Genomic DNA, 15,264 nt, shown 5'->3' with positions numbered 1-15,264 from the left:
TGGGCGTATAAATAGATAGGTTGGCCCTCACAAACAGGTATGGCTTTAGCCGTCGGATTAGGATTGTATGATTGGGCAAAGCTAACGGTGGGTAAAAGGAGCCAAAGAACGAACCGGTAGAGGAAAGCCATATAGGTTAGGTAGTAAGTAAATAATTAGGCTATATTGAGCGCAAAGTAGACAAACTTACTGAGTACTTATAGATAGTTGCTAAGTAATAATTCTGTTGGCTTTGTCGAAAGAGTAGATTGTTTTTCTAGTTGTATCATTAGCCCGTAAAATAGGTCACAAATCTTATGTTACTTTAGCTGTTCTGAACGATACAAGTAATTTACTGACGCCCCTTACGCCCACTGAATCTCTCGAAAAAGTATACCGTTTACAATTAGGAAACCACGAACAGATTGACCGGTTCAAGGTCAACTTTGTGAAGCTGATAAACCTCATCAATGAGGGGGAGAGCGAGGAGAATGTAAAAGAGCATTCGATGGACTTTCTCAAAGAGGTCTATTACAAAGACGCATACATCGTAGCTTTTAAAGGCAAAACAGATTTTGACATTCACACCGGCAAAGAGGCCACTCCGCCCGCTGGAGTGCTGTTTGAGGTGAAACGACCGGATAACAGGAGGAGGTCAGCCCGCCAGCACCAGCTAACGGGCTTTTAGGATTGTAACAACAGGCGCGAATGCTGTCAGCTCATAAACTGACCTAATCGGTTAAGCGCCTCCAGTGTGTCGGCGGCTCGCCTACGGGATACCAACAGCATCGTATCATCCTTTAAACGCAGATGGGTGGCCCGCCCTTTTTTGACCACGCGCAGGACGAAGGCAGGGTTGACCAGTGAGGACTTACTAATGCGTAGAAAGTCCGGCAGTTGTTTCTGGAAGTAGAGCAACGTTTGACTGGCCAGGAAGGGGACGGGCTCACCAAGACGGTAGATGTTAGTGTAGTTGTCAACCCCTTCCAGTCGAATGATAGACGCTGGATTTTGTAAGACTTTTTGATTTGGAATATGGATCAAAGCGTAACTGGTTAAGTGATGTGCGTCGCCTATCGACAACAGAACTTATCGGTTGGCTAATTCATAGCTTCGACAAAGCCGGTACCTAATCGTTTAATGGCTGTGAGGGTAACGGTCTTCTATTTACATATACCTGGTCGGGAGCATTACTTCTCTACAGACCCATTCGGGAATGACATACGCCACAGCTGGCTTATTCCCCTGACTGGTTGCGGCTGTTGATCATAAAAATGAAAATTCGATCATTCGGTTATATGTAGCGGTGGCCAACAGCCTATATTAGCTACCCCAAAAACCAATTAGCGTATGACTCCCGATTTTACCCGTCGCAGCTTTCTTATGGGAAGTGCCACGTTGCTGGGCACGGCTTTACTGGATAGCTGCATAGGCACTACGACTGAATTGATCGCACCGGCCGATATCGTCGCGTGGGGTGACAGCCTGACGCAGGGCGAAGGGGGGACACCTTATCCCACCCAACTGGCTACCCTGCTGAGTGGCCGTACCGTGAAGAACTTTGGCATTACCGGTCAGATTGCCCAGCAGATTGCGGCTCGTCAAGGTGGCCTACCTGTAACCATCACCGTTCAGGGTAATAGCTTTGCCGGGACCTCTCAGGTGCCTATAACTACTATCTCTACTCAGTTGATTTCCACGCCAGCCAACGGCCAGGTATATACCATCAACGGTACGGTTGCTGGTGTGCCCTGTGTCATGACGCGGTCTACAACGGGTAATCCGCCCAATCGGGTAGAAATCTACACCATTGCCCCGGTAACGGCCTCGACAGCAAGCGTCCCGGCCGGCACGCAGTTCATTCCTGATGAGGCTGTTACTAACAAAAGTGCTGTCCAGTTGCTTTGGATGGGACGAAACGATACCCGATTGGCTGGCGTAGTGGACCCGCTTATTCAGGCAAGCGTAAATTACCTCACTGCGCCCCGTAAGGCTCTGGTTATTGGCGTATTGTCGGGCCGAAATGAAACGGCAACCACCACCGAGGGGCGAACTATTAGTAGCTTCAATTCCATGCTCGCCACTACTTACGGCGATAACTATGTAGTGGCCACGCCCCCCACTGATGCTGAAATGATGGCCATTGGTTACACCCCGACCGATGCTGACAAAGCCAGTATCGCGGCTGGAACCTGGCCCTACGATATGTATAGCGACTCGGTTCATCTGAAGACGGCTGGTTACCAAATAATCGCCAACCGGGTGGCTGCGAAGTTGAAGGCCAAGAACTGGTAAGTTGACTCTCTTTTTTGTTTTTAGTGTAGTTTGATCCTAGACTTCTTCTGATTACAGCGACTTCAGAAAGGCGACGAGCGCTCGCTTTTCAGTCGCTGTCAGGTGAAGTGGCTCGGGGGGGAGGGTTTGATTGGGTAAGGGAAAGCCAAGGCCTAGCCCACCCCCTTTGTCGTAGAAATCAACGACCTGTTCCAACGTGGTGTAGACGCCGTTATGCATGTAGGGTGCAGTTTGCCCAATGTGCCGTAACGACGGGATTTTGAACGCTCCCCGATGAAAGTCGATCTGTGTAATGCCTCCCCGGCCCGAATCGGGGCTGAGTTGTTTGTTGAGGGGAGTGGCGGGTGTGCCAATTACTTCGCTCTCGGTGCGCCTGTAGGCGGGGGGAAGCGTGCCGTTATAGAGCGGAAAATAATGACAGGTAGCACATTTGGCCTTACCCATAAATACGTTGAAGCCCAGTCTTTCACTGCTAGTAAGCGCTACGGGTAAACCACGCAAATACCGATCGCTTCGGCTGTCAACGCTAACCAGCGAACGAACATAGGTGGCCAGTGCATGTTTGACCGTAAAAGCAGTCAGGCCTTCGGTATATTCTGATTTGAACCGGGTGCGGTAGGTTTCCTGGCTATTCAGGTGAATGACGGCTTTAGCCAATGAGCCACCCATTTCGTGGCTGTTATGGATGACATCGTTCAACTGCTGCTCAAGGGTGAACACACGCATATCCAGAAACTGAGCCGATTGCAGGCCTGCATTCCAGAGTGTAGGTGTGTTTCGGGTTGGGTGGGTAATGGTTTTAGAGTCAGAAGGGAGTAGTTGAGCTACTTTCAGGCCGTCCTGAAACGCCCGGTCGGGTTGATGGCAACCGGCACAGCTGCGACCACTTCCCTCTGCCGCCAGAATGGGGTCGTTGAATAGCCGTTTACCCAGCGCAATGCGGGCGGGTGTACTGGGCAGGTCGCTGTGATTGGCAAAGTAACCAGGGTCAAAGGCAGTGGGGTCCGACGGTGTACGGGCCGACGCGCGCAGTAATCGCCTGCCCTCGGGTAGGGGAATACCCAGCGATCGATGTGCATCGAGCAAAAGTTCCATAAGCGGATGGGTACAGGTACGTATGAACGCCAACCGATCAAATGTGTTGAATGATCTGGCCGATCGAAGCATGCGCTGCGCCTTCGCAATTGTCTGGTTGATTCGGGTAGCTAAAGCGGGGTTAGTTGAAGCGAGCGGGTAACAGGCCAGCGTTTGTTGAACATTATCGAGTGCCGACACTGCTTCGGGCAATGAGTGCTGAGCCACCGGAGAATCGAACCCTGTAATACCCAGCGTTTCCAGTCGAAATACTTCCTGACGTAAAGCATCAAAAATAAAGGCATCCGACAATGGGTTGCCGGCCGATAGCTGCCTGAGCTGGGCAACGGTGCGGTGCATGGCCATGAGCTGTTGCCTAAGCTGAGTGCGCCGGACGGTGTCGAACGGAAACAGAGCGGGTTCGATTACCTGAAATCCCTCGGGCAATAGAATGACTGCCACGCCATCATCTACTTCGCCTTCAGGTACGTTGGGCCCGTTGAGGTTCTTGGCCGATTGCAGAAAGTAATACTCGGTCAGGGTTTCAATATGCTTATAAGCCAGCCGTGCCCGCCGAAATGCGGCTTGTACCTCGTTGGCTGACTGGGGCCGGTCAATCTGACGGGTAAGATCAGCAAGTACCGTGTCGAACCGGGTTAAGTTGGCCTGATACAGGTTGCTGACTACCTGAAGTGGGGGATGAGACGGCGCGGGCCGCGACAGGCCGAAGAGCAACAGGCTGAACCCAATGAGGCAGGCCAACATGGACAATTGTCTTCGGTACGCTGGCATTTACAGGTTGCTGTTGACCGGTTTGGGCCGGGTAAACGGAGGCTGTCGAAGCAGTTGAAACGCATTTTCGTCGCCCAGCAACACGGCCCGACGAAGGTCGTTTTCTGCCTGGCTAAGCTGCCGGAGCTGAATCCGGGCTACAGCGCGCCATCGATACGCATCCGGGCGCTCGTCGCGAATGTGCCAAACCGCCTTGTCGAATTCGCGGAACGACTCGGTAAACTGATCCACGCTGTAATAGGCAATACCCCGATCGAGGTAGCAATCGGCCAGGGTGTTGTCGATGCTGATCGCCTGCGTGAGGTCGTAAATGGCCGAATAATGATTGCCCAGCATTAGCTGACATTTTCCCCGCCAGGCATAGGCCACCGCCGACTTGGGGTGCTTCAATACAGCATCGTTGAAGTAATCGAAAGCCGTTTCGATGCTACGCTCTTTGACCAGCTGAATACCCTCCTGAAAGCGACGGGTGTCCTTTTCAGAGGCTGTCTCGTGGTCGATCAGGTAATAGCGCATTACCAGATAAACCATAAATAATAAACCCAGTAGTGCAATTTCCATACCGCTACTCGCTCTGTTCTGCTTGCTAAATTACCTATTGTTCAACAACATCGAAAGCCCGCTTGCACCCGTTTTCAGGCGTTCGACAGGCTTTCCCGCATGGCCTTTGGCAGGCCGGCCACCACCTGCTCGTAGGAATGGTCAACCAGTTGGCGGATGAACGTATCGCGGAGAGACCCGTCTGAAGTCACCGTGTTCCAGTGCTTTTTGTTCATGTGGAAAGCGGGCTGAATGGCTTCATGAAGGTCACGCAATTCCACTGCCCGCTCCGGCTCGCATTTTAAACTGACGCGCATTGGCCTGCTTTCCAGATTGGAAAGGGCAAACATTTTCCCCGACACTTTAAAAACCAGCGTTGTTTCGTCGAACGGAAACGACTCGGTGGTAGCGGGTTTGCTCAGGCAATAATCACGTAGTTCGTCGACCGTCATCGAATAAAAGCACGGTAAATCATGACCATGAGACAGAACAGGAACATAACGATCGAGATCCGGTTGATCCCATGCATCATGCGCAGGTTGACATTGGAAGGTTTACTGGGGTCGGGCTTGCGAAAAACGCGCAGGAAGTAATTGAATACGGGCCCAATTTTGAAATAATCAGCTAAACGGCTCACAGAAAGTGTGTTTATCGTTTGAAATTGAATACTTGACAGGCGGATGAACTAAGTGGTATCCGCCTGTCTATAAAGCCAATTCCCCGCCAAAAAGGTTTGCTGATTGGCTTATATTTTCTGCTCGATAACTCAATAAGAAGCCACCTGCGAGGGCTCCAGCCACCGGCCATCCTCGCGGATCAACTCAATTAATTCATCGACAGCATTGGCAGCCGGTACCGATTTTTTCATCACCTGCTGCCCGCGATAGAGGGCAATTTTGTCGCGCCCGATACCAACGTACCCATAATCAGCATCCGCCATTTCGCCGGGGCCGTTTACGATACAACCCATAATGCCAATTTTTACGCCTTTCAGGTGATCGGTGCGCTGCCGGATGTGGGCGGTGGTTTCCTGCAAATCGAACAGGGTGCGGCCACACGAAGGGCATGAAATGTATTCGGTTTTGGTGATGCGGGTACGGGCGGCCTGTAAAATGCCAAAGGCCAGCCCGTTTAGTGACTTCAGATCGTCGGGTTGACTAGCCTGTAAGAGAATGCCGTCGCCAAAACCATCAATGAGCAGACCCCCCACGTCAGTAGCTGTATAGAGCGGAAGGTCTGCCGCTGGTACATCTGTATAGCCGCGCTGTACCACAATAGGCAGCATCAGCGACCGGTTCATGAGTTCAACGAACAACCGCCTCAGTTCGGGCATGGCATGGGTGTTGGCAGTGGTGACGACACCTACCAGATTGCGGTTTTGTTGAAAGGCATCGCTCAACTCGTCGGTAAGATTGGCCAGGGTAAACTGAACAAAGTTGAGGCGAATATGAAGGCCCTGCGGAAGGTTACGGGCCAGCAGATACTCCGCCGCCGTCAGCATGGGGTACGTAGCTGTCTGGTCGGCCTGTGCTCGCCAGACCGAATAATCCTGCACTTCTTTAAGGCCATTGGGCAACATAAAGCTGGCGGGGCTTTTACCTGTGTAGAGATAATCGACGCCGAGGTCGTTCATACCCCATTTATCAGGCACAGGCAGGTAAAAATGACCCACGGATTTCAGTAAATCGGTGTTATCGACCGGAATCTGGCTGTAATCGGCCATGACTCTGGGTACGTTGGTGCCACCGAAATTGGCTACTTCGTGCGTTTGTCGCCGACTGTATTGAAAAGGATTATACGGCAGTTGCGTTAAAGCAGGAATCGGGCTCGCCGTGTTGGCACGGCTGGTATAGCGGTCGATCAGGGCTTTGGCAACGGGGGCTTCCAGCTCCGGGTCTTCCGTCAACGACACGCGAACGGTATCGCCCAGGCCATCTTCAAGCAACGTACCTATACCCAATGCCGACTTAATCCGGCCATCTTCTGCTTCGCCCGCCTCTGTTACACCGAGGTGGAGCGGGTAGGGCTTCAGTCCTTCTTCATCGAGCCGTTGCACCAAGAGCCGGTAAGCCTGCACCATCACCTGGGGGTTACTCGATTTCATCGACAGCACAATGTTGTAATACTGTTCATCTTCACAGATCCGTAGAAACTCGAGCGCCGATTCGACCATACCGGCGGGCGTGTCACCATAGCGGCTCAGAATTCGGTCAGACAGGGAACCGTGATTAGTGCCAATCCGCATGGCTGTGCCGTACTCTTTACAGATGCGGATCAGGGGCAGGAATTTTTCGCGAATTCGTTCCAGTTCAGCGGCGTACGAATCGTCGGTGTAATCGATATGCTCGAACCGTTTCCGGTCAGCGTAATTGCCGGGATTGATGCGCACTTTTTCAACCACACGAGCGGCCAGTTCGGCGGCGTTGGGGGTAAAATGAATGTCAGCGATCAATGGCGTAGTGTAACCCCGTGCCCTAAGTTCCTTGCGAATATTCTCCAGATTCTGCGCCTCCTTTACGCTTGGTGCCGTGATTCTGATGTATTCGCAACCTGCCTCAATCATCCTGATCGATTGCTCCACTGACCCTAGCGTGTCCATCGTATCAATGGTCGTCATCGACTGCACCCGAATTGGATGGGCTGAGCCCATAGGTACGTTACCGATGTTGACGGTAATGGTCTCGCGCCGAACGTATTCAGTCAGCGACGGGGCAAAGAGTCGGGGCGTTTCGGGGGCGTCGCCGGTGAAGGCACTGGTCAGGAAATCGAGCATACAAATGGCTTATAGAGCACTGCAAAGGTAACACAAACCAGAGTAAGGCTGTTCACTGTTTACCCCAACCCCTCCCCTTAAACAAGGGGAGGGGAGCCGCACTAGAGTAGCTTCGCCCTATTAAAACAGCAATCTGATCATTCATTTTTCTGTAATCGTGAGAGTAACGTAAAAACGCGCGTGTTGCAGATAAGCGAAGCTACTGTAGTACGGCTCCCCCTCTCCTTGTTTTAAGGAGAGGGGGTTGGGGGGTGAGGTGTTATCTTTGCGGCATGTATCCAGAAACAGCAAGACTAGCGCAGGCACCGTCGCCCTGCTTTGTACTCGACGAAGCTAAACTTCGGCAAAACCTTCAACTCATCGATGCCGTACAACGCGAGGCGGGTGTAACCATCATTCTGGCGCTGAAAGGCTTTTCAATGTTCAGCGTGTTCCCGCTCGTGCGCGAGTACCTCAGCGGAGCCACCGCGAGTAGCCTCAACGAGATTAAGCTTGTCAACGAGTACATGAACGTACCCGCCCACGCCTACGTACCCGCCTACCGCGACGACGAGTTCGACGAAATCATGAGTCGCAGCAGCCACGTGACGTTTAACTCGTGGAGTCAGTGGGAAAGGTTTAGAGGAGGAAAGGTACTTAATGGAGGAAAGGAGGAAAGGGAGGAAGGAGGAAAGGGAGCGCTGCACGGGCAGGATCCGGAAACCAGCAACGCCCCCCTTCCTCCATTCTCCCCTTCCTCCTTTCCTACCTCCTTCGGTATTCGCGTGAATCCGCAGTATTCGGAGGTGGCGACGGATATGTATAATCCGTGTGTGCCGGGGTCGCGGTTGGGTGTGACGCGGGACAAATTACCCGACACCTTACCCGCTGAAATTGAAGGGCTGCATTTCCACACTCTTTGTGAGAATGACTCGTTCACCCTCGAACGGACGTTGGCGGCGCTGGAAGAAAAATTTGGTGATTTGCTGCGTCAGGTAAAGTGGGTAAATATGGGCGGGGGGCACCTGATGACCCGCGAAGGCTACGACACGCAGCACCTGATTGGCCTGCTGAAAGCTTTCCGTGAAAAATATGGTGTGGAAGTCATCATGGAACCCGGATCGGCCATTGGCTGGCAAACGGGTGTGCTGGTGAGCACCGTGCTCGATGTGTTCGATAGCCAGGGTATTCCCGTGGCCGTGCTCGATACATCGTTTGCTGCCCACATGCCCGACACGCTGGAAATGCCCTACAAGCCGCGCATCCGCGATGCCTATCAGGAACCGGTAGCCGGTAAACCTACTTACCGCCTTGGCGGCATGACCTGCCTGGCCGGTGACTTCATGGGCGACTACAGTTTCGATGAGCCGCTGAACGTGGGCGACCGTATTATTTTTGAAGATATGATTCACTACACGATGGTGAAAACCAGCACGTTTAACGGTGTTAACCTCCCTGCCATCGGCATCGCCAAAGAAGACGGCACGTTCCAACTGGTGCGTGAATATGGATATGAGAGCTTTAAAGATCGTCTATCATAACAATATGTTTCGGGTTTGATGTTTTGGGTTTGATGTTGCGTTGCTGTGCCATCATCTGGTAGGTTAAGCAGAGTAACCTCAAACACAAAACATCAAACCCGAAACTATTTTTCTTCTATGGAAAATATCCTCCCCGTTCCGCAGCATAAGAACAAGCCTGGCACCAGTACCGGGCAGCAATTCTGGCATCACGGCGACAAAACCATCGACTCGTATTCGCCCACTGATGGTAGCCTGATCGCCCGTGTCTACACCTCAACCCGCGCCGATTACGACCAGGTGGTGGAAACGGCACAGGCCGCTTTTGCCCAGTGGAAGCTCGTGCCCGCCCCGAAACGCGGCGACATTGTGCGGCAAATGGGTGATCAGTTCCGGTTGTATAAAAGCGATCTGGGTAAACTGGTGAGTTTTGAAATGGGTAAATCACTGCAGGAAGGTCTCGGCGAAGTGCAGGAGATCATCGACATCTGTGACTTCGCCGTTGGGCAGTCGCGGCAGTTGTATGGTCTGACCATGCACTCCGAACGCCCGGCTCACCGCATGTACGAACAGTATCATCCGTTGGGAATCGTGGGTATTATTTCGGCGTTTAACTTTCCGGTGGCCGTTTGGTCGTGGAACGCCATGCTGGCCTGGGTCTGTGGCGATGTGTGCATCTGGAAACCGTCTGAGAAAACACCGCTCACGGCTCTGGCCTGTCAGCAGATCATCCAGGACGTATTGCGGAACAACGACGTACCTGAGGGCGTCTCCTGTCTGGTGTCGGGCGGCCGCGAGGCTGGTGAATGGCTGGCGCGCGATCCACGGGTGGCGCTGGTATCGGCAACGGGCAGCACCCGTATGGGTAAAGCTGTGGGCGTTGCCGTAGCCGAGCGTATGGGTCGAAGCCTGCTCGAATTGGGTGGTAACAATGCCATCATCGTGTCGCCCCATGCCGATCTGGATCACGCCATTCCGGCTATCGTTTTCGGAGCCGTTGGTACGGCTGGGCAGCGTTGCACCACTACCCGGCGGCTTATTGTTCATCAGAGCTTATTGCCCGAGGTACGTACCCGACTGACCAGAGCCTACGCCCAACTCCGCATTGGCGACCCGCTCGACCTAAACGTGCATGTTGGTCCCCTGATCGACAAAGACGCTGTGGCTGGTTACCAGAAAGCCGTGGCCGACATTCGGGAAGCGGGTGGGACGTTTATTGTAGAGCCAGGTACGTTGACGGGCGCGGGTTATGAGTCGGGTTGCTACGTGAAGCCCTGCGTGGCTGAAGCGCAAAATCACTGGCCCGTAGTACAGCGCGAGACCTTCGCGCCCATCCTCTACGTCATTCCGTACACTACCCTTGATGAAGCCATTGCCCTGCAAAACGGCGTACCGCAAGGTTTATCGTCAGCCATATTCACGCTGAACCTGCGCGAAGCCGAGCAATTTCTGTCTGTCGCCGGGTCAGACTGTGGCATTGCCAACGTCAACATCGGTACGTCGGGGGCCGAAATAGGAGGAGCCTTTGGGGGCGAGAAAGAGACTGGTGGTGGTCGCGAATCAGGCTCCGACGCCTGGAAAGCCTACATGCGTCGACAGACCAACACCATCAACTACGGCACCACCATGCCCTTGGCGCAGGGAATCACGTTTGAGTTGTGAGGGGTGAAGGGTGAGGGGTGAAGGGTGAGGGGTGAGGGGTGAAGGGTGAGAGATAAGAGGTAAAGTACGAGACCATTGGCTGTGTTTACCAGTCTTAGTTCTTGCTTCACCCTTCACCCCTCACTACTCACCCCTCGCCCTTCACTCCTCACCCCTTCCAATGATCACCATTCGCATTGACCCGAAAAACCCGGCGCTATTAGCTGTCTATTTTCCCGCCGACACCCTGGCTAACGACATTATCCGTAACGTACCCGGCCGACGATTTAGCTACTCGCGGCAGGGCTGGACAGTGCCCAACACCCGCGAGTCTGTCGTAAAACTGGGTCAGCTTTTTGGCAAAGAATACTGCCGGTTCGACGAAGATGTAGTGCGACTCTACAAGCCAACCGTTACCAACGTCGAGGTAGAGCAAGCCACCAATCCGGACTGGCCCCCGTTAAGCAGTCAGATTACCGAGTCTGAGCTACCTCGAAAACCCTTCCGGCACGTTCCGTTGCTGACTGCTTACGATACTCACCCCGTCATTGCTGCCCTTTCTGATCAAATGCGGCTCCAGAACTACAGCCTGAAAACGGTCAAAAATTACAAACAGGCGCTAATTTCGTTGATCCGGTACATGGGTGTAAAACCGCTGGATGAGCTAACGAAACCTGACTTCAAAAAATATCTGCTCTATTTGCGCGACAAGCGTTGCCTAAGTAGTTCGTCGCTCAACGTTCACATCAATGCCTGGAAATTTTATCAGGAGAAGCTGATGCAGCGTGACAAAACCTTCTACGAAATCGACTATCCCCGGCAGGAAGATAAACTGCCTTCGGTTTACAGTGTCGAGGAGGTGAAAGCCATTTTCAAAGCAGCTACAAGTTTGAAGTATCGAACCCTGTTTCAACTCGTATATGCCACGGGCCTCCGGCTTGATGAAGTAGCGCATCTGAGAATCAACAGCATTGACCGGCAGCGCAAGCTGATCATTGTCAGACTGGGAAAGGGAAAGAAAGACCGCGTAGTCATGCTTTCTGAGAAACTGATTGGCTACCTCGACGAATACCGAAAACGCTACAACCCGCAGATGTACTTGTTTGAAAACGCACTTACGGCCGAACCGTTGGCAAAGCGAACCATTCAGAATGTCTACAGTGAAACAGTTCGAGAAGCTCGGATTCGGAAACGGGGTGGTATTCACACATTACGGCATAGTTTCGCAACTCATTTGCTGGAGTCAGGGACCGACATTCGGTATATTCAGCAACTGATGGGCCACGAAAGTATTCTGACAACCATGCGTTATACCCACGTCACCGCCGACAAAATCAGCGTCATCAAATCCCCAATCGACGATTTGTAGTTAATCTATGAAAATCAATATCTTTGAGTAAACACCACCAACTATGACACCTGAAAACGCCTAGACCAACTCGAACCTATGATTGGCGAGTTCGCCGCCCAACTCGACCTTCACACCGCCCAACTGCGGCGGGTCAATACTGGAATTAGCACATTGATCGAAATTACCAGTCGCCAAAGCGACGATATTATTTTCCTTCTCCAGGGACAGGCTAGCCAACAGGAGCAACTGGCTAAACTGGAGGTTGGCCAAGCTAAACTAGAGGCTGGTCAAGCTAAACTGGAGGCTGGTCAAGCCAAACTAGAGGCTGGTCAGACTGCAATTCATGAACGCCTCGATGGGTTTGGGCAAACGCTAACAGCCATCCTAAACGCAGTTCAAAAACCGTCAGGGAATTAGGTTTCCATCATCGGCTTCAATGTGTCGCCGCAGCAACGGCCGTAGTTGAGATAGGCTATAGAACCGGCTCTTAAGCACGTACCCAGCCGTATAGCGCAGTATAATCCGTTTGTTTCGCCACAGTCTACCGCGCGAATCGTACCGATAAAGTTGTTTGTCTTTCCCAAAGAAATAGTTGGGAAAGCCCTCAATGTCCCACATCCGATCAACTAGCTGATCTACGGGAATATTTTTACTCGTCTTCACTTGCGTATGTCAACGTATGTGCCTAAGATTGTGACACAATTAGTACTCGTTTTTTTCTAACAGCGAAGGTATAAAAGCCGAGCTAAGAATAAATCACTGTCGTTTGATTATCAGTCGTTTGTAGTTTAGTGCCCTTGCGCCCTCTAATCCGTTGGGTGGCCCGTCCATGTGAGCGGGTATTTCGCGTGTCGTGCGACAAGATAACAGATTGATAATGAGCGTTATTTGTGGGTGTTTTGCGTTGCGGTCGACAGGGGAATCACCGTTCGACAGAACGCTTTGGCTGGGGTCTCACGTGTGGTTGGACAAGTCGATCAGCGTTGTACAGCACTTCGACAGAATGCGTTTCGCGCAACATAACAACGCACCGGTAGACGGGGCTGTGCGGACAACGTTAGGATGTTTGTCTAGTTAATTGTTGAAAAATTAACGGTCATTAATCATCCGAAAAGATTGCGTTCCAAATCAGTTCGAAAATTGCCATAATCAACTCACCAAGTCCGAATATTGGTTCCATAATCATTTATGTTTGATGTAACATTTAAAACGCTCAGCATATTTAAATGTGCTGACAACTGAAAAAGGAATCGATGCAAAACTGTTCAACCTTTACGGCTCACAACTTATAGAAAAGACAGCTGCTGTACAAATGTAAAATCGCTAATATATAGTGACACTTAGCTATTTCGACTGTCCGTTGACCCATTGCAGATTTATGCGTTTTTGGTTAGCGTTGCCGGGTCCACTTACGGGGGACAGGCATCACTCGGAGTAGGCCAATGCGGCAGCCCAACAGGCAGGGGGTGCAAAGGTTGTAACGCACCTGAGTTTTAGCTTATCTTGCGGTGCACCATCAGCCCCCTGGGGCGTTGGGTGGCCCGTTCAAGTCAGTGGGCGTTTCACGTATCATGCGACAGGGTAACTAATTGATAGTGAACGTCATTTACTGGTTTGCCACATACTCAGTAACAGGTCAATGTCCGTTGGACGAAAGGTTTTCGTCGGCGTGTGGTGGCTCGGTCGAAAAAGGAGACAACTATGACAGTTGAACAAAAAGATTTGTATAACGCCATCGATGATATTCTTTGGAATGACTGGGACCCGATTGGTGTGAATACCTATGCACCACGTGATGAGTACCGAAGCTACACACCAGCTATTTTAAGGTTGAAAATCAATAGCGCTAATGCTGAGGTCATTGCTGACACCCTGCATCAAATTGAAACTGTGACAATCGGTGTATTAGGTGATTCGAAGCATTGCCTGCACGTGGCTACTAAAATTTGCAACTTGTAGGCTTCTAAATGAAAGTATTAGCGCTGCTTTGGCGTGTTAACTCTGACAGGGGACTCATGGAGCGCTCAACGCGGCAGCCCAACGCAGGCAAAGTTGTAAAGGTGTAACGTACCTGAGTGTGCTCTATCTTGTGTCCACCATCAGCCTTTGCGGATGTTGGGTGGCCCGTCCAAGTCAGTGGGTGTTTCGCGTCACGGTCGACAGGATAACGAATTGATAGTGAACGTTCTTTGTAGGTCTGCCACGTACTTGGCGACAGTCTTGTTTCCATTCGATAGCGCGTTTTTTGCGGGCGAATCACGTCTGGTTGGACAGGTCAATCTCCTGTGGACAGCTCGTTGACAAATGCTTTCAGCCGGTAGGAGCTATGGCAACATGGCTTGTTTGGCAATTGAGTTATATTTACAGCTTATGAAGCTTGATAAATACTCGCTCAAAGCGGAGCAAAGCTTAACTGTTTTTGAATTCGTTAGCGAAGGGCCAAAGGGCATGATTCGTAAACTCATTCAATTTCAGCAAACAAACCACCCTAACTTATATAATCTCGCTTTTGGTGATAAAAATGCACAAACTGGCGAGATTGATGATCTAGCCATCTCAAACAATGGAGATACGGATAAAGTACTAGCAACTGTTGTGGCTGCCCTGTATGCCTTCTTTGAGAAATATCCTGATGCCTATGTGTATGCTACTGGAAGTACCGCTGCCCGGACAAGGCTCTACCGCATGGGCATCACTCGTTTCTACGATGAGGTTGTGGAAGACTTCGACTTATACGGTCAGGTCGGAGACGAATTTTTGGTTTTTGAAGTTGGTAAAGAGTATGACGGTTTCATTGCGCAACGCCGATTAAGTTAAAACTCTAGATACTATGAAAAGCGTACAAGAACTGAATAGTAGCAAAGCCCCCATTGTTAGCATTGACTCGTCGTTAGATCAGTACCGGGGACAAATTCTTTTTCCTGAGAAACTAGCAAAAGCAAATGCCCTGCTAAAAGGGGTTAAACTGCCTCCCCGAAAGGAAAAACAGTAACAGGCTATTCATCGATTTTAGCTTTGCGGGGTCCACTCGCGTTGGACAGGACACTGCCCGGCTAGCCAAAGCGGCACCCAACGTGGGCAAAGGTGTAAAGGTGGTAACGTACCTGAGTTTGGCTTATCTTGCTTCCACCATCAGCCTTTGCGGGCGATTCCTATAAGACATCCAAGCCTTTTTCACTAAAAATTATCCAATTTTTGGACACTCCGCTGTGTAGGGCGTTCCCCGCTCCATAACCGCCATCATCCGATGCACCAGCTTGTTGCGAACCGCGTTCAACACACTCATTTTCTTCTTGCCCGCAGCCACCTTTCGCTGATAG

The 15,264-nt window shown here is 51.4% G+C and carries 16 protein-coding genes; 9 read left to right on the top strand and 7 right to left on the bottom strand.

The genetic code is table 11. The features are described from left to right. The first annotated feature begins 247 nt into the window (after positions 1 to 247). On the top strand, positions 248 to 667 hold the full coding sequence (locus tag ACAW87_RS25770; RefSeq protein WP_441656229.1) for a DUF7149 domain-containing protein: 420 nt from the start codon (positions 248 to 250) through the stop codon (positions 665 to 667). A gap of 26 nt (positions 668 to 693) precedes the next feature. Here the strand turns inward: ACAW87_RS25770 and ACAW87_RS16445 are convergent, their stop codons facing one another. After that, positions 694 to 1,023, bottom strand: coding sequence for a LytTR family transcriptional regulator DNA-binding domain-containing protein (locus tag ACAW87_RS16445; protein ID WP_370724730.1), 330 nt, complete (start codon positions 1,021 to 1,023; stop codon positions 694 to 696). Positions 1,024 to 1,329: 306 nt separating this feature from the next. Between ACAW87_RS16445 and ACAW87_RS16440 the strand changes: the two genes are divergently transcribed. Then, positions 1,330 to 2,274, top strand: coding sequence for an SGNH/GDSL hydrolase family protein (locus ACAW87_RS16440; RefSeq protein ID WP_370724729.1), 945 nt, complete (start codon positions 1,330 to 1,332; stop codon positions 2,272 to 2,274). Between the two features lie 51 nt (positions 2,275 to 2,325). Here the strand turns inward: ACAW87_RS16440 and ACAW87_RS16435 are convergent, their stop codons facing one another. The 5 genes from ACAW87_RS16435 to ispG form a co-directional block, all read right to left on the bottom strand. Beyond that, complete coding sequence (locus ACAW87_RS16435; RefSeq protein WP_370724728.1) at positions 2,326 to 4,113, bottom strand: cytochrome c peroxidase; 1,788 nt, start codon at positions 4,111 to 4,113, stop codon at positions 2,326 to 2,328. A gap of 27 nt (positions 4,114 to 4,140) precedes the next feature. Beyond that, positions 4,141 to 4,701 (bottom strand): tetratricopeptide repeat protein, encoded by a 561-nt coding sequence (locus ACAW87_RS16430; RefSeq protein ID WP_370724727.1) that lies wholly within the window; start codon positions 4,699 to 4,701, stop codon positions 4,141 to 4,143. Positions 4,702 to 4,775: 74 nt separating this feature from the next. Beyond that, entirely contained in the window at positions 4,776 to 5,132 is a 357-nt protein-coding gene (locus ACAW87_RS16425; RefSeq protein WP_370724726.1) for an MmcQ/YjbR family DNA-binding protein, read from the bottom strand. After that, positions 5,129 to 5,317, bottom strand: a complete 189-nt coding sequence (locus ACAW87_RS16420; protein ID WP_370724725.1) for a DUF6728 family protein — start codon at positions 5,315 to 5,317, stop codon at positions 5,129 to 5,131. The genes ACAW87_RS16425 and ACAW87_RS16420 overlap by 4 nt, the downstream gene beginning before the upstream one ends. A 129-nt stretch (positions 5,318 to 5,446) precedes the next feature. Then, positions 5,447 to 7,453 carry a (E)-4-hydroxy-3-methylbut-2-enyl-diphosphate synthase gene (gene ispG / locus ACAW87_RS16415; protein ID WP_370724724.1) on the bottom strand — a complete coding sequence of 669 codons (2,007 nt, stop codon included), beginning with the start codon at positions 7,451 to 7,453 and terminating at the stop codon, positions 5,447 to 5,449. Positions 7,454 to 7,725: 272 nt separating this feature from the next. On the opposite strand from ispG, the gene nspC reads away from it, so the two are divergent. From nspC to ACAW87_RS16395, 4 genes are all read left to right on the top strand, one after another. Beyond that, a complete protein-coding gene (gene nspC, locus ACAW87_RS16410) occupies positions 7,726 to 8,973 on the top strand; it encodes a carboxynorspermidine decarboxylase (protein WP_370724723.1) in 1,248 nt (415 codons plus the stop codon). 117 nt (positions 8,974 to 9,090) lie between these two features. Then, positions 9,091 to 10,614 (top strand): L-piperidine-6-carboxylate dehydrogenase, encoded by a 1,524-nt coding sequence (amaB, locus tag ACAW87_RS16405; RefSeq protein ID WP_370724722.1) that lies wholly within the window; start codon positions 9,091 to 9,093, stop codon positions 10,612 to 10,614. A gap of 160 nt (positions 10,615 to 10,774) precedes the next feature. Beyond that, positions 10,775 to 11,962, top strand: a complete 1,188-nt coding sequence (locus ACAW87_RS16400; RefSeq protein WP_370724721.1) for a tyrosine-type recombinase/integrase — start codon at positions 10,775 to 10,777, stop codon at positions 11,960 to 11,962. A 78-nt stretch (positions 11,963 to 12,040) separates the two neighbouring features. Continuing rightward, positions 12,041 to 12,361 carry a hypothetical protein gene (locus ACAW87_RS16395; protein WP_370724720.1) on the top strand — a complete coding sequence of 107 codons (321 nt, stop codon included), beginning with the start codon at positions 12,041 to 12,043 and terminating at the stop codon, positions 12,359 to 12,361. Here the strand turns inward: ACAW87_RS16395 and ACAW87_RS16390 are convergent. Beyond that, complete coding sequence (locus ACAW87_RS16390) at positions 12,350 to 12,607, bottom strand: hypothetical protein (protein ID WP_370724719.1); 258 nt, start codon at positions 12,605 to 12,607, stop codon at positions 12,350 to 12,352. The genes ACAW87_RS16395 and ACAW87_RS16390 overlap by 12 nt on opposite strands. Positions 12,608 to 13,645: 1,038 nt before the next feature. On the opposite strand from ACAW87_RS16390, the gene ACAW87_RS16385 reads away from it, so the two are divergent. From ACAW87_RS16385 to ACAW87_RS16375, 3 genes are all read left to right on the top strand, one after another. Next, entirely contained in the window at positions 13,646 to 13,903 is a 258-nt protein-coding gene (locus ACAW87_RS16385; RefSeq protein WP_370724718.1) for a hypothetical protein, read from the top strand. A gap of 411 nt (positions 13,904 to 14,314) precedes the next feature. Then, on the top strand, positions 14,315 to 14,761 hold the full coding sequence (locus ACAW87_RS16380) for a DUF6934 family protein (protein ID WP_370724717.1): 447 nt from the start codon (positions 14,315 to 14,317) through the stop codon (positions 14,759 to 14,761). 13 nt (positions 14,762 to 14,774) lie between these two features. Beyond that, positions 14,775 to 14,936 (top strand): hypothetical protein, encoded by a 162-nt coding sequence (locus tag ACAW87_RS16375; RefSeq protein ID WP_370724716.1) that lies wholly within the window; start codon positions 14,775 to 14,777, stop codon positions 14,934 to 14,936. The last annotated feature ends 328 nt before the right edge of the window (positions 14,937 to 15,264 follow it).

Source organism: Fibrella aquatica (assembly GCF_041321135.1).
Taxonomy (GTDB): Bacteria; Bacteroidota; Bacteroidia; order Cytophagales; family Spirosomataceae; genus Fibrella; species Fibrella aquatica.
The sequence above is the reverse complement of the archived record's forward strand: the minus strand, read 5'-3'. Positions and strand labels throughout refer to the sequence as shown.

Coding starts and splice junctions, on each gene's coding strand:
- ACAW87_RS16440 (WP_370724729.1), top strand. CDS start 1,330: ATGACTCCCGATTTTACCCGTCGCAGCTTTCTTATGGGAAGTGCCACG.
- ACAW87_RS16435 (WP_370724728.1), bottom strand. CDS start 4,113: ATGTTGGCCTGCCTCATTGGGTTCAGCCTGTTGCTCTTCGGCCTGTCG.
- ACAW87_RS16430 (WP_370724727.1), bottom strand. CDS start 4,701: ATGGAAATTGCACTACTGGGTTTATTATTTATGGTTTATCTGGTAATG.
- ACAW87_RS16425 (WP_370724726.1), bottom strand. CDS start 5,132: ATGACGGTCGACGAACTACGTGATTATTGCCTGAGCAAACCCGCTACC.
- ispG (WP_370724724.1), bottom strand. CDS start 7,453: ATGCTCGATTTCCTGACCAGTGCCTTCACCGGCGACGCCCCCGAAACG.
- nspC (WP_370724723.1), top strand. CDS start 7,726: ATGTATCCAGAAACAGCAAGACTAGCGCAGGCACCGTCGCCCTGCTTT.
- amaB (WP_370724722.1), top strand. CDS start 9,091: ATGGAAAATATCCTCCCCGTTCCGCAGCATAAGAACAAGCCTGGCACC.
- ACAW87_RS16400 (WP_370724721.1), top strand. CDS start 10,775: ATGATCACCATTCGCATTGACCCGAAAAACCCGGCGCTATTAGCTGTC.
- ACAW87_RS16395 (WP_370724720.1), top strand. CDS start 12,041: ATGATTGGCGAGTTCGCCGCCCAACTCGACCTTCACACCGCCCAACTG.
- ACAW87_RS16385 (WP_370724718.1), top strand. CDS start 13,646: ATGACAGTTGAACAAAAAGATTTGTATAACGCCATCGATGATATTCTT.
- ACAW87_RS16380 (WP_370724717.1), top strand. CDS start 14,315: ATGAAGCTTGATAAATACTCGCTCAAAGCGGAGCAAAGCTTAACTGTT.
- ACAW87_RS16375 (WP_370724716.1), top strand. CDS start 14,775: ATGAAAAGCGTACAAGAACTGAATAGTAGCAAAGCCCCCATTGTTAGC.